This is a genomic window from Nocardia sp. NPDC057455, assembly GCF_042802775.1.
Lineage (GTDB): Bacteria > Actinomycetota > Actinomycetes > Mycobacteriales > Mycobacteriaceae > Nocardia.
This window is the reverse complement of sequence record NZ_JBHVDM010000029.1, coordinates 32966-52847: the sequence shown is the minus strand read 5'-3', so window position 1 is coordinate 52847 and position 19882 is coordinate 32966. Positions and strand designations below refer to the sequence as shown.

General features: G+C 67.3%; 21 protein-coding genes. 17 read left to right on the top strand and 4 right to left on the bottom strand.

Annotated features, from left to right (window positions below; translation table 11 throughout):
• The first annotated feature begins 232 nt into the window (after positions 1–232).
• Together ACFU5M_RS14560 and ACFU5M_RS14555 are read left to right on the top strand one after the other, a co-directional pair.
• The gene (locus ACFU5M_RS14560; protein WP_379048936.1) at positions 233–451 is read left to right on the top strand and encodes a type II toxin-antitoxin system VapB family antitoxin; all 219 of its coding nucleotides are present in this window, start codon (positions 233–235) and stop codon (positions 449–451) included.
• Positions 448–861 carry a PIN domain-containing protein gene (locus tag ACFU5M_RS14555; protein ID WP_379048935.1) on the top strand — a complete coding sequence of 138 codons (414 nt, stop codon included), beginning with the start codon at positions 448–450 and terminating at the stop codon, positions 859–861. Before ACFU5M_RS14560 ends, ACFU5M_RS14555 begins: the two co-directional genes overlap by 4 nt.
• Positions 862–1037: 176 nt before the next feature.
• Here ACFU5M_RS14555 and ACFU5M_RS14550 read toward each other — a convergent pair whose 3' ends face one another.
• Positions 1038–2057 (bottom strand): sterol desaturase family protein, encoded by a 1020-nt coding sequence (locus ACFU5M_RS14550; protein ID WP_379048934.1) that lies wholly within the window; start codon positions 2055–2057, stop codon positions 1038–1040.
• 647 nt (positions 2058–2704) lie between these two features.
• On the opposite strand from ACFU5M_RS14550, the gene ACFU5M_RS14545 reads away from it, so the two are divergent.
• The 11 genes from ACFU5M_RS14545 to ACFU5M_RS14495 all read left to right on the top strand — a co-directional run bounded on the left by ACFU5M_RS14545 (position 2705) and on the right by ACFU5M_RS14495 (position 13263).
• A complete protein-coding gene (locus ACFU5M_RS14545; protein WP_379048964.1) occupies positions 2705–3055 on the top strand; it encodes an SRPBCC domain-containing protein in 351 nt (116 codons plus the stop codon).
• Positions 3056–3187: 132 nt separating this feature from the next.
• Positions 3188–4231, top strand: coding sequence for a transglycosylase SLT domain-containing protein (locus ACFU5M_RS14540; protein WP_379048933.1), 1044 nt, complete (start codon positions 3188–3190; stop codon positions 4229–4231).
• Between the two features lie 243 nt (positions 4232–4474).
• Positions 4475–6079 (top strand): hypothetical protein, encoded by a 1605-nt coding sequence (locus ACFU5M_RS14535; protein ID WP_379048932.1) that lies wholly within the window; start codon positions 4475–4477, stop codon positions 6077–6079.
• 287 nt (positions 6080–6366) lie between these two features.
• The gene (locus ACFU5M_RS14530) at positions 6367–7761 is read left to right on the top strand and encodes an ATP-binding protein (protein WP_379048931.1); all 1395 of its coding nucleotides are present in this window, start codon (positions 6367–6369) and stop codon (positions 7759–7761) included.
• A gap of 25 nt (positions 7762–7786) precedes the next feature.
• A complete protein-coding gene (locus ACFU5M_RS14525; protein ID WP_379048930.1) occupies positions 7787–9736 on the top strand; it encodes a VWA domain-containing protein in 1950 nt (649 codons plus the stop codon).
• A gap of 157 nt (positions 9737–9893) precedes the next feature.
• Positions 9894–10130, top strand: a complete 237-nt coding sequence (locus ACFU5M_RS14520; protein ID WP_379048929.1) for a hypothetical protein — start codon at positions 9894–9896, stop codon at positions 10128–10130.
• Between the two features lie 403 nt (positions 10131–10533).
• A complete protein-coding gene (locus tag ACFU5M_RS14515; RefSeq protein ID WP_379048928.1) occupies positions 10534–10920 on the top strand; it encodes a hypothetical protein in 387 nt (128 codons plus the stop codon).
• A complete protein-coding gene (locus ACFU5M_RS14510) occupies positions 10910–11740 on the top strand; it encodes a hypothetical protein (protein WP_379048927.1) in 831 nt (276 codons plus the stop codon). Before ACFU5M_RS14515 ends, ACFU5M_RS14510 begins: the two co-directional genes overlap by 11 nt.
• The gene (locus ACFU5M_RS14505) at positions 11737–12213 is read left to right on the top strand and encodes a roadblock/LC7 domain-containing protein (protein ID WP_379048926.1); all 477 of its coding nucleotides are present in this window, start codon (positions 11737–11739) and stop codon (positions 12211–12213) included. The genes ACFU5M_RS14510 and ACFU5M_RS14505 overlap by 4 nt, the downstream gene beginning before the upstream one ends.
• Positions 12214–12224: 11 nt before the next feature.
• The gene (locus ACFU5M_RS14500) at positions 12225–12596 is read left to right on the top strand and encodes a hypothetical protein (RefSeq protein ID WP_379048925.1); all 372 of its coding nucleotides are present in this window, start codon (positions 12225–12227) and stop codon (positions 12594–12596) included.
• A gap of 82 nt (positions 12597–12678) precedes the next feature.
• On the top strand, positions 12679–13263 hold the full coding sequence (locus ACFU5M_RS14495) for an NADPH-dependent FMN reductase (RefSeq protein ID WP_379048924.1): 585 nt from the start codon (positions 12679–12681) through the stop codon (positions 13261–13263).
• A gap of 37 nt (positions 13264–13300) precedes the next feature.
• On the opposite strand, the gene ACFU5M_RS14490 is transcribed toward ACFU5M_RS14495, so the two are convergent.
• Positions 13301–14389: a class I SAM-dependent methyltransferase gene (locus ACFU5M_RS14490; RefSeq protein WP_379048923.1), complete on the bottom strand. Its 1089-nt coding sequence runs from the start codon at positions 14387–14389 to the stop codon at positions 13301–13303.
• A 144-nt stretch (positions 14390–14533) separates the two neighbouring features.
• Between ACFU5M_RS14490 and ACFU5M_RS14485 the strand changes: the two genes are divergently transcribed.
• Positions 14534–14743 (top strand): hypothetical protein, encoded by a 210-nt coding sequence (locus ACFU5M_RS14485; protein WP_379048922.1) that lies wholly within the window; start codon positions 14534–14536, stop codon positions 14741–14743.
• Between the two features lie 187 nt (positions 14744–14930).
• Here the strand turns inward: ACFU5M_RS14485 and ACFU5M_RS14480 are convergent, their stop codons facing one another.
• A complete protein-coding gene (locus ACFU5M_RS14480) occupies positions 14931–15413 on the bottom strand; it encodes a MarR family winged helix-turn-helix transcriptional regulator (RefSeq protein WP_379048921.1) in 483 nt (160 codons plus the stop codon).
• A 71-nt stretch (positions 15414–15484) separates the two neighbouring features.
• On the opposite strand from ACFU5M_RS14480, the gene ACFU5M_RS14475 reads away from it, so the two are divergent.
• Entirely contained in the window at positions 15485–16939 is a 1455-nt protein-coding gene (locus tag ACFU5M_RS14475; RefSeq protein WP_379048920.1) for an MFS transporter, read from the top strand.
• 260 nt (positions 16940–17199) lie between these two features.
• On the opposite strand, the gene ACFU5M_RS14470 is transcribed toward ACFU5M_RS14475, so the two are convergent.
• Positions 17200–18165, bottom strand: a complete 966-nt coding sequence (locus ACFU5M_RS14470; protein WP_379048919.1) for a helix-turn-helix transcriptional regulator — start codon at positions 18163–18165, stop codon at positions 17200–17202.
• Between the two features lie 87 nt (positions 18166–18252).
• Here ACFU5M_RS14470 and ACFU5M_RS14465 point away from each other — a divergent pair, with 87 nt between their 5' ends.
• Together ACFU5M_RS14465 and ACFU5M_RS14460 are read left to right on the top strand one after the other, a co-directional pair.
• The gene (locus ACFU5M_RS14465) at positions 18253–18891 is read left to right on the top strand and encodes a TIGR03086 family metal-binding protein (RefSeq protein WP_379048918.1); all 639 of its coding nucleotides are present in this window, start codon (positions 18253–18255) and stop codon (positions 18889–18891) included.
• A gap of 366 nt (positions 18892–19257) precedes the next feature.
• Positions 19258–19848, top strand: coding sequence for a hypothetical protein (locus ACFU5M_RS14460; protein ID WP_379048917.1), 591 nt, complete (start codon positions 19258–19260; stop codon positions 19846–19848).
• The last annotated feature ends 34 nt before the right edge of the window (positions 19849–19882 follow it).

The window sequence follows — 19882 nt, the reverse complement described above, 5'->3', positions numbered from 1 at the left end:
GTCGACCATCAGGTTCGCGCAGTGGTCGTTCGACTTCGATACGTGAGTCGCGCTGCGACGGACGTTTTGACGTGCAGTGACAGGACGTCGAGAGGGCGAGTTCCGCAGCGGATCAGTGTCTGCGAAGAAGTAAAGCAACTCATGCTCGAGTGGGAGCGCTGGTCCAGCTGGGATAGCTCCGCGCCGCCATCGAGTATATAATCTCTCATATAACTGTAATGAGAGGGGCACCATGACACTCACCAGCGTCGACCTGGATCCGCGGTTGATCGAGCGTGCTAGGGCGCTTACGGGGGAGCGATCGAACCGAGCCGTCCTCGACCTCGCGTTACGCCGGCTCATCGCCTCGAAGCAGAAGGGCGCGATGATCGACGGTATCGCGGAGCTGAGCGACCTCGGGAACGAACTCGGCGCGCCGGTGGTCTCTCCGGACGAGTCCCGGTCCGCGTGACCGACTACCTGGTCGACAACTCGGTCTGGGCAAGACTGGCCACTGGGGATCCGGGTATCACCGCCCGGCTGCGGCGCATCGAGCGGGCGCCGTCCGACCTGTTCGTTACCTGCCCGCCTCAGGTGCTCGAATTCTGCCACAGTGCTCGGACGCCCGAGGAGCACGCGCGCTACCGAGAGCAGATCTCACTCGGGTTCCCGCTCGAGCACGCACCTGAGGAGTCGCTCGTGCTCGATATTCAAGCGGCACTGTGGAACGCGGGGCTCGTCCGAGCGGCCGGATCCCTCGATATCCTCATCGCTGGCTACGCCATCGTGAACGATGCGACCGTGCTTGCTGCCGACCACGACTACGAGCACATCGCAAAGGTGTCCGACCTGCAGTGTGAGTACGTCTCGCCTTCGCCTTGACGTTGCTTCGTGGCGGAACGCGGAGGGGTGCCGTCGTCGGCCAACCTGACGATGAACCAGGTAGCAGGCGCGGGTAGAGGTTCTGGCAGAATACGAGTCGTGGTCGAGTTCCGCTTCGACGTGTAGCGGATTACCCCCACCTTCGAAGAACAGGTAGCGCCTGTTCGAGGCGCATTTCAGCAGTTCAAGGCGTGGTGACGCGTCGAGCTGCCGGCTGAGCTGGTCGCTTGGGGCGGCTGTGGCTGCCAACCGGGACCCCGGAACAGGAAGCCGAGCTTGTCCGAGAATTTCGCCGCGTTCTTGACGTCCTGCCAGATCGCGACTATCTCGCGGGCGTTGATCTTTGCGATGTTGTAGGTGTTGACGTTCTTGGTGAGGCCGTAGATCGCCTGCTCGCCCTCCGGCTCGAAGGAGCCGAAGATGCGGTCCCAGATGATGAGCACGCCACCGTAGTTGCGGTCGAGGTATTCAGTGTTGGAGCCGTGGTGCACGCGGTGATGGCTCGGCGTGTTGAACACGAATTCGATAGGTGCCCAGAGTTTGTCGATAACCTCGGTGTGGATGCCGAACTGGTACAGCAGGTTGATCGCGTAGGAGGCGGCGATGATCCTGCCATCGATTCCCGACAGTGCCAGTGGTACAAGGAACGGCAGGGACGTGACAACCAGCCAAGGCGTACGCAGTGCCGTGGTGAGGTTGAAGCTCTCGCTCGAGTGGTGCACGACGTGGACTGACCAAAACATTCGGATTTCGTGGTGCGCGCGGTGAAACCAGTAGTAGGCGAAGTCGACTCCGATAAGTGCGACGGCCCACGCAACCCAACCCTCGAGGTGCCACGGCACCAGCGAAGAAACAGACGCGAAGATCGCGAGTTCCGCCAGCGCCCAAGGAATGTTGAGGAGTTGATATCCCAGGCCGGCGGCGACGGAAGTAGCTGAGTCGCGGTAGTCGTACGGCTTGTCGTGACGCCTGAGGTACACGAACTCCGCCGCAACGGCGACGATGAAGACCGGCACTGCCAGCCAGATCAGCATGGTCGAGACATCCATGCCGGACACCGCATACGCAAAGCGGGGAATGACGATGACTACGGCAGCCGTGCTCAGTCCCGCGAGGAGCACTCCGTAAGCCGAGATGAACCTATTCCGGCCGCGGGCCCGGAACTTCTCCCGCCACGCCGGGGTGGTCGATTTCATGCCACTCATACTTGAACCATCGTCCGGTGCGGCGCTCCACACCAGGGACCCAAGGTGTTGCTGATCGCTACCTTGTTGCCGGGCGGACCGAATCAGCGGGTTCAGATCACACTGGCCTTGCCCCGTCAGAGTGCCCTCTAGGCGGTGAGGGAGCAGCGAGGGAGAGAGGGGGTCGAGTTCCGCTTCAACGTCTGACGGCGTCAGCGAAGAAATAGAGCGGCGCGTGTATCGCTGCTGGTAGAGACTCTGCCGAGCCCCCATCCGGTGTCGGGGTTGGTCCTCAGTCGTTTCTCTGGCACCGCATGCTGGGCGGGTTCGGTCGTCGCGGTATGCGGCATGAGCGTACGTTCCGGCGCTACTCGACTGCCATGGCGCGACGTTCCGCCGGGTAGTTGAGCGGGCTGTCCGTGGTGTGAAAGGCTGGAGAGATGGACTGGCGGGCCGAGAGCCCCGAACTGTGGGCGTTCCTGGGGTCCCAGCACGGCCGAAGTCGCCAGTTGTGCACTCGACTCGGCATTACAGTGCGCTGGCCAGCGGCAGGTCGTGCGCTGAGGTCTTGCCGAGCGGCGGTTGGACCTGACTCCGGGTAGAGGTTATCCGGCAGGGAAAGGCGAGTCACGTGGATCGGCGTTGGTGAACCCTTGAAGGTGAGCCACTTCCTCTTCGCGGTCCCGGACTCATCGACCAACGCGATCACCTGCGAAGTGCTGGTCGCCCGGCCATACGAACGATTGATCTATCGCTGGACGTATCGGCGGGCCGAGCTTCCCACCCGATTGATCGTCGACTGGACGCTGCGGCCGGAAGGCCATGGCACGCGACTTCGGTTGACGCAGACAGGATTCGACATCGATGACCGTCGGCAGAAAATGGTACGCAACGCCGCGGAGCGCAGCTGGAAGCGACGCATTCTGCCGCAGCTCGGGCCGAGCTTCCGGCTGCGCTCGACGAATGTCGCCCTCGAAGAGGAGGTGTGCCACTCCCAGTACCGGGAATGAGTGTTTCTCCGCTGCGCGATACTCGGGAGTGTCGCAGTGGCAGGCCGCGCGTGGCCTGATGAGGGTTGTCAGGCGTGAGGTGATGATGGCGATGTTCGCAGGTCGGCGGCCGGCCCGGATTCGGGTGCTGCGATGAGCCCCGAGCGCTGGGTGGTGAAGCTCGAACCGCCCGCAGGCGTGCGTCCCGGGTTCGCGCAATTCCTCGCGACGGTGCAAGAGGGGATTCAGACCTCCGCGGATCTGCTTGCGACAGGTTCTCCGTCGCAGGCTCCGGATCTGCTGAAGCTGCTGCGCGAAGAGAAACTGATCACCGGCGACGAGGACAAGTCTGTCATGGCCAAGGATTACTCCAGCCGGGTAGAAGAGTTCGGCACCATCAAGGACGAGATCCATAAGCAGGACGAGAGCGTCGACCTGTCCGCCTACGGCACCTACGACATCTCCAGCGGCGCTTTCGCGGCGGTCAAGCGGCACGTCGAAGATCTCCAGGACGCCCTGCGCGAGTTTCCGAAGCCGAGTCCGGGTAAAGAATTCGTCGACCTGGATCTCCAGACGAGGCTGGAGAACACGGTGCTGAAGACGGTCGACAAGGTGAACGACGAGATCGAGAAAGCCAACGACCGAGTCCAGACCCACGCCGACGACATCAATGGCTCCGCTCCGACGTACACCCCGGCCTCCGCGGGCAGCAACCCCATGCCGAGCAACTACGTGCCGAGCAACTACATGCAGCGCAGCTACTCGCCCGGCCCGAGCTTCGTGCCCGCCGCGACGTCCGCCGATTACGCACGCTATCAAGGCAATGTCTCGGTCGATGCCGCCATCGAGGGCGCGCTCGACGCGCTGGGCATCACCGATCCGGTGGCCCGCGAGCACTGGAAGCGCGGTTACCAGGTTCTGATCGAACGAGAGTCCGGCGGAAATCCCAACGCCGTCAACAACTGGGACAGCAACGCCGCCGCCGGAAAGGCGTCCAGGGGCCTTACCCAGACCATCCCCGGCACCTTCCAGGGCTATCACGTGGCCGGAACCTCCAGCAACATTCACGACCCGGTGGCCAATGTCGCCGCCAGCATGAACTACGTCATGGAGCGGTACGGTGTCTCCCGCGACGGCCACGACCTGCAAGCGAAGGTCCAGCAGGCAGACCCGAACCGTTCGCCGAAAGGCTACTGAGCGCGGATCCCGAAGACAGGTCCGCGTTGTGGCCCGAGCTCTGTCCTGGGCGGTTCGTCCCGCTGCGCGGCGACGCGCTCCATTCGATCCGGTTTGCTCGTTGAGTCGAACGGATTTCGATGACGGGTTATCTTTTCCGTCTGGACCGGGTCGGTCGTCCGGTTCGGCGGAGGTGGTCGACGGCCGAGGCAGCGATGGCGCGCTGCGTCTGGAACACTCGATCGTCGGAAAGGTTCTTTGCTGATGTTCCGTCGTTTGACGACCCACGCGCCCACGGGAGCGCCGCCGGTGGATGAGCTGGTGGCCGGTGCGCTGCCGGACCGGGTGCAGATCGCGCATGAGCGGTTGGCTCACCAGGACGATCCGGCACTGCTGGAAGCACTGTCGGAGCGCGAGCTCGCCGCCTCCCGCGAGCTGGCCGAACTCGTGCGCGACTACGAACGCCACGAGAAGCGGGCGCGTATCCAAGCGGCCGCCGATGCCGCGGAACGCGTGCGGCGCACAGCCGCCGAGCTGGCCGAACGCGAGGCAGCCGACTTGTTGCGGGCCGCGCAGGCGATCGGTGAGCAGCGCCACAGCAGCAGCCCGCACGCGAAAGTCGCTCGCCTGCATCAGCGTAAGCCGCGGGTGCTGGGGCTGCTCGCCGGTGTGGTCGCGTTCTCGATGTTGTTCTCCGCGGTCACCGTGCAGCAGAACATCGCGCCGACCGGCGGCGCGACCAATCCGATGTTCTGGTTGTCCTACGGCCTGGAAGCCTTGATCAGCGCGGTGCTCGTCGCACTGATGCTGTCCACCGGGGACACCGCCGAGTGGGGTGTGATCGATCGGCTGTGGCAGGTCTACACCGTCGAGGGTGTCTTGCTGACGGCCAGCATCGCGCTGAACACGTTCCCGTACTTCCGGACAGGCGACATGGCCGGGATCGGTATCCACGCGATCGCGCCGATCATGATCGGCGTCGCGCTCGTCACCCACCGGCTCGTCGCCGAGCGATACGGCCGCGCGATCGAGCAAGCGACCGCCGCCGTGCCCGACCACGAAGATCTCCAGGAACGACTGGCGGCGCTCACGCAGGTGGGCGGAGCCGGAAATCAGATCCTGCCCAGCATTCTCATGGAGCCGTCGGCGACCGTTCACCAACCGGCCGCTCCACAACAGCCTGCCCCGGCTCCGGAGGGCGCGGCCGTCCCTGGACCGCACCCCGCCGAGGCTACGCAGCACGAACAGGGCTCCGCGGTCGCGGCGGGCCAGTCCGCCGCCGAGGCCTCCGCGCCTGTTCCCGCGCCCGAACTCACAGAGCTGTGGCTGGCGACGACGCCGTTTCCCGCGGTCGGACGATCTCCTGTCGCCGAGGGTGGTTCCCAAGGGCCTGCCCAGGCCACCGCGGACGAAGCCGTTCTGGACGCGCGGTTGGCGGCGGCGGTGCGGCAGACGCTCAACCGGATCCGGTTCAGCAAGCCCGACGAGCAGCCGATGGAGCACCCCACCGCTGCCGCGCCCGCACCGAGCGTCGCGGAGACGGCCGACAATGGTTCGCCAGGGGAGACGGCCGAGGCGTCGTTCGCCGATGGCGCGGAGGCGGTTGCTGTACACGGGGCCGACGGGGAGGACGGCTCGGAAACGGCCGAGTTCCACCCCGAGTCGAATGCTGGTGCCCTGGAGCCGATCAACGCGGGCATGGCCCAGTACTTCGCCCCAAGCGCGGACGGCAACGATCGCCCGGCCCGGATGGAACCGGTTACCGCGGTCGTGGCGGCGAACGGGGCGCCGATCGCGCACGATGCCGACGACACGCCCACCGCGACAGCGCCGCGCGCGACCAGTGAACCTCAGCTGACCACCCGATAGTCCGGCTCGTCTCCGGATAGCTTCGTCAGGTCTCGCGGATCGGTCGACAGCGCGTTCACTCGGAGTCGGTCCCGGATGCGAGAAGAGCCCCTCACGCGGGGGCTTTTCTCGTGTGGACGTCCCGGCTTCGACGGGCTCGCCGGTTCGGGCGACGGCGCGCTCATGCACGAACCCGGCGCGAACCGAGGCGGCCGTTCCTCGTCGCCCGTTCGAAGCATGCCGCCGGGCCGGGGCGTGCGTTCCTGTCCCGGTCGACCCGATGGCGAAATGGACGTAGCGTCGAATTCGTGAAAGTTCCCGCACACCTGCCCACGACCGCGGGCGACCTGCGTTCGGCCGGCCATCTACCGCGTGGCGTGAAGACCGAGATCCGCGAGAACCTGCTCGCGCTGCTGAGTTCCGGCGGCGACCCGTGGCCCGGCATCGTCGGATTCGACCGGACGGTCGTCCCGCAGCTGGAACGTGCGCTGCTGGCGGGGCACGACGTCGTGCTGCTCGGGGAGCGCGGCCAGGGGAAGACCCGGCTGCTGCGCTCCCTGGTCGGCCTGCTGGACGAATGGACGCCGGTGATCGCAGGCGCCGAACTGGGCGAACACCCGCTCGACCCGATCAGCCCGGCCGGTCGGCGGCTGGCCGCGGAACTCGGCGACGATCTGCCCGTCGTGTGGCGGCATCGCTCGGAACGGTACGCCGAAAAGCTCGCCACGCCCGACACCTCCGTCGGCGACCTGATCGGTGACGTCGACCCGGTCAAGGTCGCCGAAGGGCGCAGTCTCGGTGATCCCGAGACCATTCACTTCGGGCTCGTCTCGCGCGCGCACCGGGGCATCGTGGCGATCAACGAGCTGCCCGACCTCGCCGAACGCATCCAGGTCGCGCTGCTGAACGTGATGGAGGAACGCGATATCCAGGTCCGCGGCTACACGCTGCGCCTGCCGCTGGACGTGTTGCTGGTCGCCACCGCGAACCCGGAGGACTACACGAACCGCGGCCGCATCATCACGCCGCTGAAGGACCGGTTCGGCGCGGAGATCCGCACCCACTACCCGCTCAGCGTCGAGGCCGAGGTGGCGCTGGTGCGCCAGGAAGCCGAGCTGGTGGCCGAGGTGGGGGATCCGCTGATCGAGGTGCTCGCTCGGTTCGTGCGGCAGCTGCGCGAGTCGTCCGCGATCGACCAGCGTTCGGGGGTGTCCGCGCGCTTCGCCGTGGCCGCGGCCGAGACGGTGGCCGCCGCGGCGCTGCGCAGGTCGGCGGTGACAGGGGAGAGTCCCGCGGTGGCGCGGCCCGTCGACCTCGAATCCGTCCCCGCGGTGTTGCGCGGCAAGCTGGAGTTCGAATCCGGCGAGGAGGGGCGTGAGCAGGAACATCTCACCCATCTGCTGCGCCGCTCGTTCTCCGAGACGGCGCGGGCGTTGCTCGGTGGCCTGAACCTGCGCCCACTGGCCGAGGCGGTCGGCGATGGGCATCTGGTCACCACCGGCGAACGCGTCCCCGGTGAGGAAGTTCTCGCGGCGCTACCCGAACTGCCCGTGCTGCATGAAGTCGCCGGGCGGCTCGGTGTCGACGCGGCCGATCCGCCGCCCCGCATCGCCTCGGCTGTCGAATTCGCGTTGGAGGCGCTCTACCTGGCCCGGCAGATCGCGAAGGACACCGACGACGGCTCGGCGGTGTACGGCCGATGACCGCCGCTGTTCCCGGCGAGGCGTCGTGACCACCCCCGACCGCTACTCCTACGGCCCCTATCACGAGGGGCCTGATCCGTTGGCGCCGCCGCTGGACCTGCGGGAGGCGCTGGACCGGATCGGTCGCGACGTGATGGAGGGCAGTTCGCCGCGCAACGCCCTGCAAGAGCTGTTGCGGCGCGGCACCCGCACCATGCCGGGGCTCGAGGAGCTGACGCGCCGGTTGTGGCAGCGCCGCGCGGAGATCGCCGGGAGCCACCGGCTGGACGGCACGTTGCAGCAGGTCCGGCAACTGCTGGAAGAGGCATTGGAAGCCGAGCGCGGCGCTCTGTTCCCCGACCCCTCCGACGACGCCAGGTTCGCCGAAGCGCAACTGGACGCATTGCCGTCGAGTACGGCCGCCGCCGTCACCGAACTCGCCGAGTACCCCTGGCGATCCGAGACCGGTCGCGGCAACTATCAGAAGATCCGTGACCTGCTCGGCCGCGAGCTGCTGGAATCGCGCTTCCAGGGCATGAAACAGGCCTTGCGGAACACCACCCCGCAGGACGTCGAACGGGTCGGGCGGATGATGTCCGACTTGAACGACCTGCTCGCCGCCCACGCACGGGGAGAGAACACCGAGCAGCGGTTCGCCGAATTCATGGCCGCGCACGGGGAGTTCTTCCCGGAGAATCCGCGCGACACCGAGGAATTGATCGACGCGCTCGCCGCCCGCGCCGCCGCCGCGCAGCGCATGATGAATTCGATGTCCGAACAGCAGCGCGCGGAGTTGTCCGAGCTGATCGGTCAAGCGTTCGGCGATCCGGGGATCGCCCAGCAGGTCGCCGCGCTGGACGCGCATCTGCGGGCGCTGCGTCCCGGCGAGGACTGGAATTCGGGGCGGCGGTTTCGCGGCGACGACCCGCTCGGCCTGGGCGAAGGCGCGCAGGCCTTGCAGGACCTCGCCGAACTCGACGCGCTCGCCGAGCAACTCGGTCAGTCCTATGCCGGAGCCCGTTTGGAGGACATCGACCTGGAGGCGCTGGCCCGCCACCTCGGTGCGGACGCGAGCGTGGATGCCGCCCGGCTGGCCGAACTGGAGCGCGAATTGCGCAGGCAAGGCATCTTCGAGCGGGCGCAGGACGGCTCACTGCGGCTGACGCCCAAGGCTTTGCGACGGCTCGGTGAGGTGGCGCTGCGTGATGTCATCGGACGCCTGCGCTCCCGCCGCGGGGAACGGGATACGGCCCTGGCGGGCGCCGCGGGTGAGCCGACCGGAAGTTCCCGGGCCTGGCGGTTCGGCGACACCGAGCCGTGGGACGTGTCGCGAACCGTGCGTAATGCCGTGCTGCGGTCGGCGTCGACGGGCAATCGCCGGGTGCGGCTGGACGTCTCCGATGTCGAGATCATGGAGACCGAGCAGCGGTCCAGGGCCGCCGTCGCGCTGTGCGTCGATACGTCCTGGTCGATGGTGCAGGACGGGAGGTGGGTGCCGATGAAGCGCACCGCCTTGGCGCTGCACCACTTGATCGCCACCAGGTTCCGTTCCGACGCGCTGAGCGTGATCACCTTCGGCAGGCACGCGGCGACCGTGGACGTCGGCGAACTGACCGCGTTGGAAGGGGTTTGGGAGCAGGGCACCAATCTGCACCACGCACTGCTGCTGGCCGCGGGACATCTGCGCAGGCATCCGGACGCGGTGCCGGTCGTGCTCGTGGTCACCGACGGCGAGCCGACCGCCCATCTGGAGCCGGACGGCGAGACGTACTTCAACTGGCCGCCCGCGCAGCGCACGCTGGCCGTGACGATGGCTCAGGTCGACGCCTTGGCGAAGCTGGGTGCGTCGGTGACGGTGTTCATGCTCGGGGAGGACCCGCGCCTGGCCGCGTTCGTCGACTTGATGGCCCGCCGCAGCGGCGGCCGCGTGGTGGCGCCCGATCCGGACGGTCTCGGCGCTGCCGTGGTGAGCGATTACCTGCGCGGCAAGGCGTAGAAGCGCGACGAACGCTCCGGACAGGGAGGACGGTCGGCTCTACACTGAGCGTGTGGCTTTTCGTCGGCTTGTCGCAGTGTCCTTGTTCGCTTTGGTGACTCCGCTCGGCGTCGCTGCCTGCACGACGGAAGGCCCTGGTACGAAAACCGAATGCGCCGTGAGCGGCTGCACGGTGACATTCGCCCGTGGTGTGGACGCCAAAGCGAGCATCTTGGGCATCGAAGCGAAACTCATTGCTGTGAACGGCAATCTGGTCACCCTGTCGGTGGGTGGTCAGGAGGTCACCGTCCCGGTCGGGGAGACCCGGTCCGCCGATGGAAGCACCGTCACGGTGCAGGAGGTGACCGACGACAAGGTCGTGGTCAAGATCTCCACCGGCCTCACCGCGGGCTGATCTCGTCCGGCGTATCGCCGATCTTGTAATTGCTGCGAAATGACTGCTCGGCGCACCGGTCTTCCGGGCCGGGCCTGCTCCGGTGTGCGGCGCACAGCGGCGAAGGCCGTGCGGTGGCGACTGTGCATGCCCGTGCGTGCGCAGTCGCAGGCGTGTCGCGTATGTGGCACCGAAGCATTCGAGCGACCGTATCGAGGACTTATTGTGGCCGGCCGGGCGGGTCGAGATCGAAAACCGAAAGGTATTGAATACCAATAGGTATTGAATACCGGGAGGTATTTATTCCGCACTGCCAGGGGAAATGTTTTTTACCGGAAATTTCTCCACGATTTGCTGTACATCGTGCGGTGCGCGTGTGTAGCGTCTGGAATCCGTAAACCCCTCACATGACAAGTGGTGGCGCGTGATCGGTATCGACGGTTGTCTGAAACGCATCATGGATATTCCCGGTGCGCGCAGTGTGACATTGGTGGACGGTGCGAGCGGTCTGGCGATCGCCGCGGACGGCAGGCGCGACCTGCTCGACGAGCACGAAGATGCCGCCGCCACAACGGATGTGGTGCGTTCGGTGCTTGCCTGCCCGGCATTGTCGAGCGATGGTGACGACGTCACCGAGATCATCGTCTGCGGAACCCGCGGATACCACCTGCTGAACCTGGTGAACGGCGACTTCGACGGGCGGCTTTTCGTGCACGTGCTGTTCGACGAGGACACCGGGAATCTCGCGATGGCCCGATATCAGCTGCGCGGAATTCTCGATGAATTGGCCGAGGACGCCGATGAGTCCTGAACTCGCGGTCGAATTGCGGCGGCTGGAGCAGGAAGGACGGACGGGCGTGCTGCGCGCGGGCGACGGTGCGTTTCATCTCGCGGAGGGCGCGATCGTTTCCGCCGATTGCCGCCGCACCACGGGACTGGACCGGCTGGTCGTCGAGGCGGGTGTGGCGACCGCCGAGGATTGGCGGCGCGCCGGGGCGGGAGATCCCGGCCGTGTGCTGGGGCGACCTCGGCTGGAAACTCTCGCGTTGCTGTCGGTTTTCGATGCCGCCTACTTCTTGCTGGCCTCACCGGCTGTGCCCGAGTTCCGTCCGGCCCCACCGCACTGGCTGGCCCCGGTCTGTCACATCACTCCCCGGGCTCTAGTGCAGGAGTGTGCGCGGCGCGGCGACCCGGAGTCCGGGCCGTGGCCCGCGGACCTGGTCGATCGGGTCCCGGTCGTGCCGGTGCGCCGGGTGCGGCGCCGGCGCCTGGTGCTCACCGGGGGGCAAGCCGAGGTGCTGGCCGCCGTCGATTCCCGGCGCAGTGTCGCTGGGATCGGCCGCGAACTCGGCCGCACCACCTATGGATGTCTGGTCGCGGTGCGGGATCTGACCGCCGCGGGGCTGATCGAGCCGCCCACCGGGGCGTCTGTTCCGGTGGTGGCCCCGCCGGACACGCCCGAACCGGTAGCCGTCGAGCCCGTAGCGCTCGCACCTGTGAGCGCCGAGCCGGGTCGGCTTCCGCGACGCCGTGGGCGGCACTCGGCGCCCGCCCCCGTCGCCGAGCGTTCGGACCCGCCGGACCGGGATCTGCTCGTCCGCCTGCAAGCGGCGTTGGAGGAGCTCGCGTGACCGCGCGGAAGAAACTGCTCGGCAATGTGATGGGAAGGTTGACCAAGGTGGCGATGTCCGGACCCGAACCGAACGCGGCGGTGCTGACGGAGCTGAAGGCACTGCGCGATCGCGTCCCGCGGCTGACCGGTGCGCTGGTGGCATCCAACGATGGGTTGCTCGTCGCACACGATCTACCCCCGCAGATCGAGCCGAACGGAATGGCCGCGATGGCCGCCTCGCAACTGTCACTGTCCCACCGGCTGGCCACCACCGCGCACGGCGGCGGGTTCAGTGAGGTGGTGGTGCACGGCACCGGCGGGCACGTGGTCATCTACGCGGCGGGCTGGACGTCGCTGACCGTCCTGGCCGCTCCGGAGGTGAACATCGGTCGGCTGCATCTGGAATCCCGTCCGGCGGCCCGAGCGATCGCCGATTTGCTGACTCCGGTGGCGACCGAGACACGAAGCGAACAGACAACGAAAACCCACTGAAAGGAACAGGTATGTCCAATATGGATCTGGCACTCAAAGACATGATGGTGATCGACGGCGCGATCGGCGCCGCCGTGGTCGACTACAACAGCGGTATGGCGCTGGGCATGCTCGGCAGTTCCAAGTCCCTGGACCTTCAGGTCGCCGGCGCGGGCAACACCGAGGTGGTGCGCGCCAAGATGCGGACCATGGACCAGCTGGGGCTCAAGGAGGACATCGAGGACATCCTCATCACGCTGTCGGGGCAGTACCACATCATCCGGCCGATGACCGGCCGCAAATCCAAGGGCCTGTTCCTCTACCTGGCGCTGGACCGGGGCCGGGCGAATCTGGCGATGGCCCGCCACCGCCTGAAGGGCATCGAAGGAGAGCTGGAGGTCTGATCGGCGAGCGAACCGATTTGACCTGAAGCGTGGTTCAGGTCCGACGCTGTTCTGTGCAACGTACGCGTCGAAGGGAACCACGATGTCCGACAACCCGATTCAGCTCGCCGTGATTGTCGGCAGCACCCGTGTGGGCCGCTTCGGCCCGACCGTCGCCACCTGGTTCGCCGAACACGCCGGCCGGCGCGACGACGTCACCGTCGACGTCGTCGATCTCGCCGAAACACCCTTGCCGGAGCGGCTTTCGCACCATCCGGAACCCGAGGCGGCACGGGCGCTGGCAGCGGTCGCGCCTCGACTGGCCGCGGCGGACGCTTTCGTCGTGGTGACACCCGAGTACAACCACAGTTATCCGGCGTCGGTCAAGAACGCCATCGACTGGCATTACACCGAATGGCGGGCCAAGCCGGTGGGATTCGTGTCCTACGGTGGTATCTCCGGCGGCTTGCGCGCGGTCGAGCACCTCAGGCAGGTGTTCGCCGAGCTGCACGCGGTCACCGTGCGCGACACGGTGAGCTTTCACGATGCGGGCAGGCGGTTCGATTCCGCTGGACAGCCGACGGACCCGGAGATGCCGATGGTCGCGGTCGATCAGTTGCTCGGTCAGCTGGTCTGGTGGGGGCGCGCACTGCGGTCGGCTCGTGCCGAATATCCCTATATCGCATGACGATCTCGCGTTCCGGCTCGTCGCTGCCTGCGCGCGCTCAGGGAATCAGGGAATAGAAGCGCCAGAAGCCGAAGCCATCGATCGGAAGCACCTCGACCTCGGTGAAACCCGCGTCGCGGGCGTAACGGCGCAGGGTGTGCCGGCGCATGACGGTGCCGGTGGCAGCCGAACCGGGATGGGCGCGGCCGTCCGGCAGGCAGATCAGCAGGCTGAACCCGTACATCAACCGGTCGAGGTCGTCGGCGGGTGCCCGGAACTCGGGTGCTACCGCCTCGTCCATGACGACCACCGCGCCGCCGGGACGTACCGCCCGGCGCATGGCGGCCAGCATCTGGACCGGGTAGGGCATGTCGTGCAGGCACTCGAAGGCGAAGATCGCGTCGTAGACCCACTCGCCCAAGGCGGACGCGGCATCGGCGCGGTGCAATCGCACTCGATCCGAGACGCCGGCCTCGCCGGCATTGTGGTTCGCCATGGCCACGGACGGTTCATCGATGTCGAATCCGTCCACGGCAAGATCCGGATACGCCCTGGCCAGCGCGATGCTGGACCAGCCGCCGCCGCAGCCGACGTCGGCGGCCCGTGCGCCCGGCCGGGACAGTGCCGCCGCGACATCCGGTGCCTCGGCCAGCGCGGTGGCGAGCCGTTGCTCGAACCACGGCCGGTTCATGTCGGACTGCGCTTCGCGCATGTCCGTGCCGAACTCCGACCAGCTGACGCCGCCGCCGTCCCGGTAGGCCCGCACCAGTGCCGGTGTCTGTACCGCCGCGGCGGCCAGCATGCGCGCCAACGGCGCCAGATAATTCAGGCTGGTGGCGTCGGTGAGCACCTCCGCGGCGCCGTGGGGCAGCTCGAACCGGTGGTCCGGGGTGACGGCGAGGATTCCGGTGGCGGCCTGCTGCTCCAGCCATTCTTGGGCATAGCGCTCGTCGCCGCCCGCGTGACGAGTCAGTTCCACGGCGTCGGTGGGACCGTGTTCGGCCAGTACTCGATACCAGCCCATCCGGTCACCCAAATGGATCGCGAGCATGTCGATGGCGCCGAGGGCCGACGCCACCAGGCGGTCGGCGAAGTGCTCGGCGGTGGCATCGCCACTATCCACGTCGGCCTTCTTTCTCGTCGTCATTCTGAAATCGCCGTGCCGTTCTCGGGTATCGGCGGCGAAGTGTCTGGTTCGCGCGCTTAGTCGGCCGCAGCTTCGCGTTCGCCGGTCGAGCTGTGGGATTCGGCGTACGCTGTGCGGCGACGAAAGGACACCACGATGCGAAAAATGCTCGCTGTGTTGGTAATCGCCGGTTCGTTCATGGCAGGGGCAACGACGATCGCGCAGGCGAATCCACCGTCCCAGCCGCCGACTCCGCTGTGCATGGTGGTCGGTGGAGCCATCTGGTTGGTGCGCAACAGCATCGACCCTTATGGCCTGTCGCAGGATCCGCTCGCGGTCGCATTGCGGGATGCGCAGCGGCAGGTCTGCGGCTAGCCGCCTATATCAGGACGCCCATCGTTTCTTTCCCCGCTGGCGTGACCCAGGACTGGCGGTCAGTAGACGCTCGCCTGAGCCGCGGCGGCGAAGACGAGTCCACCCGCGAGAAGCATACCGATCGGCGCGACCAGGCAGTTGTCTCACCACGCGGTGTTCGTCGCCCGATGTGACTCTTGACAGTATGTCACGCGAGTTCGGGCGGGCGCGGCCAAGGATTGTGCTCTTTGTCCTCGACCGACTGATTGAAGCGCGCGATGAGCTTGCTGAGCCGGTCGATGTCGGACTCGGTCCAGTCGGCCACTACGGCGCCGATACCCTGCCGGCTCTGCATACGGTCGGAGGCCAGTGACTCCAGTCCTTTCGCGCTGGCGCGGATCTTGCGGGCGATGCCTCCGTCGGGGTCGGGCACCCGGTCGACCAAGCCTTGTCTGAGCATTGCTCCGACCTGCCGGTTGATCGTGGAAATGTCCAGCTGGAACGCTTCGGACAACTCGCGGAGGCTCAACGGGTGGTCCAATTCCAGCCTGGTCAAGATCAAATACGCCGAACGGTCGAGCTGGAAGCCGGGGCGCCGTAGCAGCGCGGCGGGGAAGTGCCTGGACAGTAGCGAGAGTTCGAAGGCGAGGCGGCTCAGCGCTGCGTCGTCGCCGGGACCGGAATCGGACATGCCCCACTATGTCGCGCGGATCACGTCGATACCAAATTGTGCAGCATACACACCATATGTACCGTGCACATGTGACTGTAACCGCCGACGCGTCTTCGACCGTCTCTGATTCCAGCGACCGGCGTCCCGCGCCGGCCTTGCTCATCGCGACGCTCGGCATGGTCGGTGTTGTCGTCTCGCTCATGCAGACGCTGGTCATCCCGATCATTCCCGCCCTGCCCACGCTGCTGCACACTTCCGCGTCCAACGCCTCCTGGGTCGTCACGGCCACGCTGCTCGCGGGCGCGGTGGCTACTCCGATCAGCGGCCGTCTCGGCGACATGTTCGGCAAGCGCCGCATCCTGTTCGCGAATTTGCTGCTGCTGGTAGCCGGTTCGGTGGTCTGCGCGTCGTTCTCCACACTGCTGCCCGAGATCGTCGGCCGCTCGCTGCAAGGTGCGGCGGTCGGCGCCATTCCGCTGGGCATCAGCATCATGCGGGACGAATTGCCCGCCGAGCGGGTGGGTTCCGCCATGGCGATCATGAGCGCCACGCTCGGTGTCGGCGGCGCGATCGGCCTGCCGGTCGCGGCGGCGATCGCGCAGAACACGAACTGGCACGTGCTGTTCTGGACTTCCGCCGCGCTCGGCGTCGTCTGCGCCGCCGTGGTTTTCGTTTTCGTGCCGGAGTCGCCGGTGCGCACGCCCGCCCGATTCGACTTCGGCGGTGCGATCGGCCTGTCGGTGGCGCTGCTCGCGCTGCTCATCGCCATCACCAAAGGCGCGGACTGGGGTTGGGCCAGCGCCCCGATCCTGACCCTGTTCGCGGTGTCTCTCGTGGTGTTCCTCGGCTGGGGCGCTTTCGAACTTCGGCAGCGTGCACCGCTGGTGGACCTGCGGGTTTCGGCGCGGCCGAGAGTGCTGTTCACCAACGCGGCCTCGATCGCCGTCGGATTCTCGCTCTACGGCATGTCGCTGACCTTCCCGCAGTTGCTGATGGCGCCGGAGCAGACCGGATACGGCTTCGGGCTGTCGATGGTCAGCGCTGGATTGGCGCTGGCGCCCACCGGTTTCGTGATGATGCTGCTCTCACCGGTGTCGGCCCGGCTGTCGGCGAGCCGCGGTCCCAAGGTCACCCTCGCGCTCGGATCGGCGGTGATCGCCGTCGGGTACTTGTGCGCGGTGGTGTTGATGAACAGCGTCTGGGAGATCATGCTCGCCTCGGTGATCGTCGCCGGTGGCGTCGGCCTGGCGTACGCGGCGATGCCCGCGCTGATCATGGGCGCGGTGCCGATCACCGAGACCGCGGCGGCCAACGGACTGAACTCGCTGATGCGCTCGATCGGTACGTCGACCTCCGCGGCGGTGATGAGCGTGGTGCTGGCGCATATGACCATGCAGCTGGGCCCGCACTTGCTGCCCTCGCGCGACGGATTCCACACCACCTTCCTCATCGCGATGGTGGCGGCGCTGATCGCGATCGGCCTGACCGCGCTGATCCCGATGCGGAAGACCGCCGACGCGGCGACCACGACCGGGCATTCCTGACGACCGGCCTACCGGCGGTACCGAGCTGAATTCGGCCGGGTCGGTATCGGGTGCCGATCCGGGTTCAGCCGGGTCGGTGTCCGTGTGCGTGATTGCGGGTCCGTGAGGGAGAAGGCGACTGCGCGCGAGTAGGACCCCGGCAGTAGCCGGAATGCTCCGTACGTGCTGCCGCTGCCACATCGTGTGGCCGGTGGCCGCCTTGCCTGCCGACATCCGGCCCGGTGCCGTGTGCTTGTCGGCCGAGGACTGATCAGTCGCGTTCAGGCGTCGGCGACGGATTCGGTGTACCGGCGGGCGAGGGTGCGGATATGGGCGACCAGCTCCGGCGGCCCGTCGACGCGGAAGTCCATCATCAGCATGGACAGGTAGATCGCGATGGTCTCCAGCGCATCCGCGCCGGTGTAGAGCACGCAGGTCTCCGCGTCCACGGCCTCGACCACGCCGACAGCGGGATTGATGCGGGCGATGACCGTCTCGGCGGGCGCGAGCACGGTGACCCGTGCCTGCACCCGCCATCCCGTGGTGGCGACGTGGCGCATGACGAAGGCGACGAGATCGTCATCCGGAAGCGAGCGTGCGGCGAAGCGGCGGGAACCGCGCTCGGCGTGGCTGATCCGGGACACCGGAAACGCGCTCCACGAATGGTCTTCCAGGCTGTAGGCGACCAGATACCAGCGGCGCTGCCAGTTGATCAACCGGTACGGCTCGATCTCGGCGGACGAGTCGTTCACGGCGATCCGGACCGTCGCGCCGTCGCGGATGGCGCCCGCCAGGGTGGTGAGCACGGCGGCGGGGACCGGCGCGTCCGGCTCGCGTGATCCGGTCGTGGCCGGGCCGATCGCCGTCGCCTCCCGCAGCGCGGACACTTTGCGCTGCAAGCGTTTCGGCAGGATCTGATCCAGTTTGCCCAGTGCTTTCGTGACTTGCTCGGCGATGTCCGCGATGCCGGTGGAGCCGTCTTCGGCGAGCCCGACCGCGACCGCGACGGCCACCGCCTCGTCGTCGTCCAGCAGCAAGGGCGGCATGGTCGCGCCGCGGCCGAGCCGGTAGCCGCCGATCGCGCCGCGTTCGGCGTGCACCGGGTAGCCCAGCTCGCGCAGGCGCTGGATGTCGTGTCGCAGGGTGCGATCGGTGACGTCGAGGCGCTCGGCCAGCTCGCGGCCGGTGTGCGCGCGGTCCTGGAGCAACGCGAGCAACCGCAGCAGTCGCGGAGTGGTCGAGGCCACTTTTTCCTCCTTCGGATTTAGGAACGAAAGTAGCCTAATGCCGCCATAAGCTTGGGTCAGCACCGAAAACGACCGAGAGGCTCCGATATGAACGCCACCACCGCCGCCGCGACTCTGCTCCCCGTCTGGCGGGACGTGCTCGCCGATTCCTACCACGCGCTGGAGAGCGTCGTCGCCGGTGTGCGGGCCGACCAGTGGCACCTGCCCACCCCGTGCTCGGAATGGGATGTGACACAGGTCGTCCAGCACGCCGCGGGTGACCAGTTGGCGTTCGCCGAATTCTTGGGCATCGGCGATGGCCCTGCCTACAACCCGTTCGAGCCGTCCGGCGCGGTCGACGGTACTCCCGCCGACTTGGTGCGAGTGGCGATCGAGCAGACCGCCCTCGCCTGGAGCACCGTGGACGACGCCACCGAGACCGTGCCGACGCCGCTGCCGCACGGCGCACTCGCCACTCCGGTCGCCGCCGCGATGTGCGCGCTGGATGCCGCGGTCCACGCCTGGGACATCGCGATCGCGACCGGTCAGCCGTCCCCGTTGACCGGCGAACTGGCCACGCACCTGCTCACCGCCGCCCGGGCCGGTCACCCGGCGCCCGGCAGCGGCGAGACGGCGGAGATCGTCGAACCGCTGCGGCAGTGGGGGGCCTACGCCGCGATCGTCGACGGCCCGGCCGATGATGCCGTCGCCGGTCTGCTGCGCTACCTGGGGCGCGAGCCGCGCTGAGCGTGGGAGTGGCTCCGGCTGGGGCCGATGCTCACGCGTCGAGCGCGGGCACCCGGCTCGGCCGGATCGGACCTCCGAATGCGGGACGAGTGTTTCGATCTGCCACCGCTGGTGAAGCAGCTGCACCAGTTCGGTCGCTGACGGCGATGGTCGCCCAAGGTGGTGATGAGCCGGTAACGTTCGCTGCGGCGCGGCCCGCCTTGCGGGGGAACTTTTGGTTCCGGAGTTGTCTCGGACGGACAAACCCTCTCTACCAAGAGTTCCGCTGTCTTTCTTTCGCGATACGCCGAGCCCCCGACACGATCCGCTCCAACCGCGGCTTCTCGAACAGAACGGCGCGGCTTCGGCGCAAGGAGGCGCGACTCGATGACCAACACCGAACACGACGACGAGCTGTGCCGGCAAGGCAAACCCGCTCGGACCGCAGCCCGGTGGTGGAGCGTGTCGATCGCGGTGATCACGCTTTTGGTGAGCGTGTGTTGCGTAGCGACGCTGTGGTTGCTGATGTCGGACGCCGCGTTTCCGTATCTCGTGCTCGCGGGCTGGGCACTGGTACTGCTGGGCGCGCTGTGGCTGGTGATCGGGCTGTTCGGTGCGATCCGTCACCGCCGCTACCGGCGGCTCCTCCTCGCGCCCGGCGCGGTCGCGCTGACCTATGCCCTGGCGTGGGCCGACCTTCCCGAGGACCTCGGATGGCGGGTTTCCAGCAGCAGTCTCGAACGCCTCGCAACCAGTTGCGACGCCTCGGCCCACGGCCGGTACGGCGTCTACACCATCACCTCGGTGGTAGAACGCGACGACGGCTGCCTGCTCTACACCGACGGAGGACTCATCGATTCCGTCGGATTCGCCTATTTCCCCCACGGCGCCCCCACACAGGGCCCACCCCGCTACGACGGCGACGTCGGCTACACGCCTCTCGAAGGCAACTGGTACCGGTTCGTAGAACGGTTCTGATCATGCGGCCACCACCCCGAGGACAGAAACATCG

Bases quoted from the DNA above. Each gene is read 5' to 3' on its own strand.
- ACFU5M_RS14560 (WP_379048936.1), top strand. From the start codon at position 233: ATGACACTCACCAGCGTCGACCTGGATCCGCGGTTGATCGAGCGTGCT.
- ACFU5M_RS14550 (WP_379048934.1), bottom strand. From the start codon at position 2,057: ATGAAATCGACCACCCCGGCGTGGCGGGAGAAGTTCCGGGCCCGCGGC.
- ACFU5M_RS14540 (WP_379048933.1), top strand. From the start codon at position 3,188: ATGAGCCCCGAGCGCTGGGTGGTGAAGCTCGAACCGCCCGCAGGCGTG.
- ACFU5M_RS14535 (WP_379048932.1), top strand. From the start codon at position 4,475: ATGTTCCGTCGTTTGACGACCCACGCGCCCACGGGAGCGCCGCCGGTG.
- ACFU5M_RS14510 (WP_379048927.1), top strand. From the start codon at position 10,910: ATGAGTCCTGAACTCGCGGTCGAATTGCGGCGGCTGGAGCAGGAAGGA.
- ACFU5M_RS14500 (WP_379048925.1), top strand. From the start codon at position 12,225: ATGTCCAATATGGATCTGGCACTCAAAGACATGATGGTGATCGACGGC.
- ACFU5M_RS14495 (WP_379048924.1), top strand. From the start codon at position 12,679: ATGTCCGACAACCCGATTCAGCTCGCCGTGATTGTCGGCAGCACCCGT.
- ACFU5M_RS14490 (WP_379048923.1), bottom strand. From the start codon at position 14,389: ATGACGACGAGAAAGAAGGCCGACGTGGATAGTGGCGATGCCACCGCC.
- ACFU5M_RS14485 (WP_379048922.1), top strand. From the start codon at position 14,534: ATGCTCGCTGTGTTGGTAATCGCCGGTTCGTTCATGGCAGGGGCAACG.
- ACFU5M_RS14480 (WP_379048921.1), bottom strand. From the start codon at position 15,413: ATGTCCGATTCCGGTCCCGGCGACGACGCAGCGCTGAGCCGCCTCGCC.
- ACFU5M_RS14465 (WP_379048918.1), top strand. From the start codon at position 18,253: ATGAACGCCACCACCGCCGCCGCGACTCTGCTCCCCGTCTGGCGGGAC.
- ACFU5M_RS14460 (WP_379048917.1), top strand. From the start codon at position 19,258: ATGACCAACACCGAACACGACGACGAGCTGTGCCGGCAAGGCAAACCC.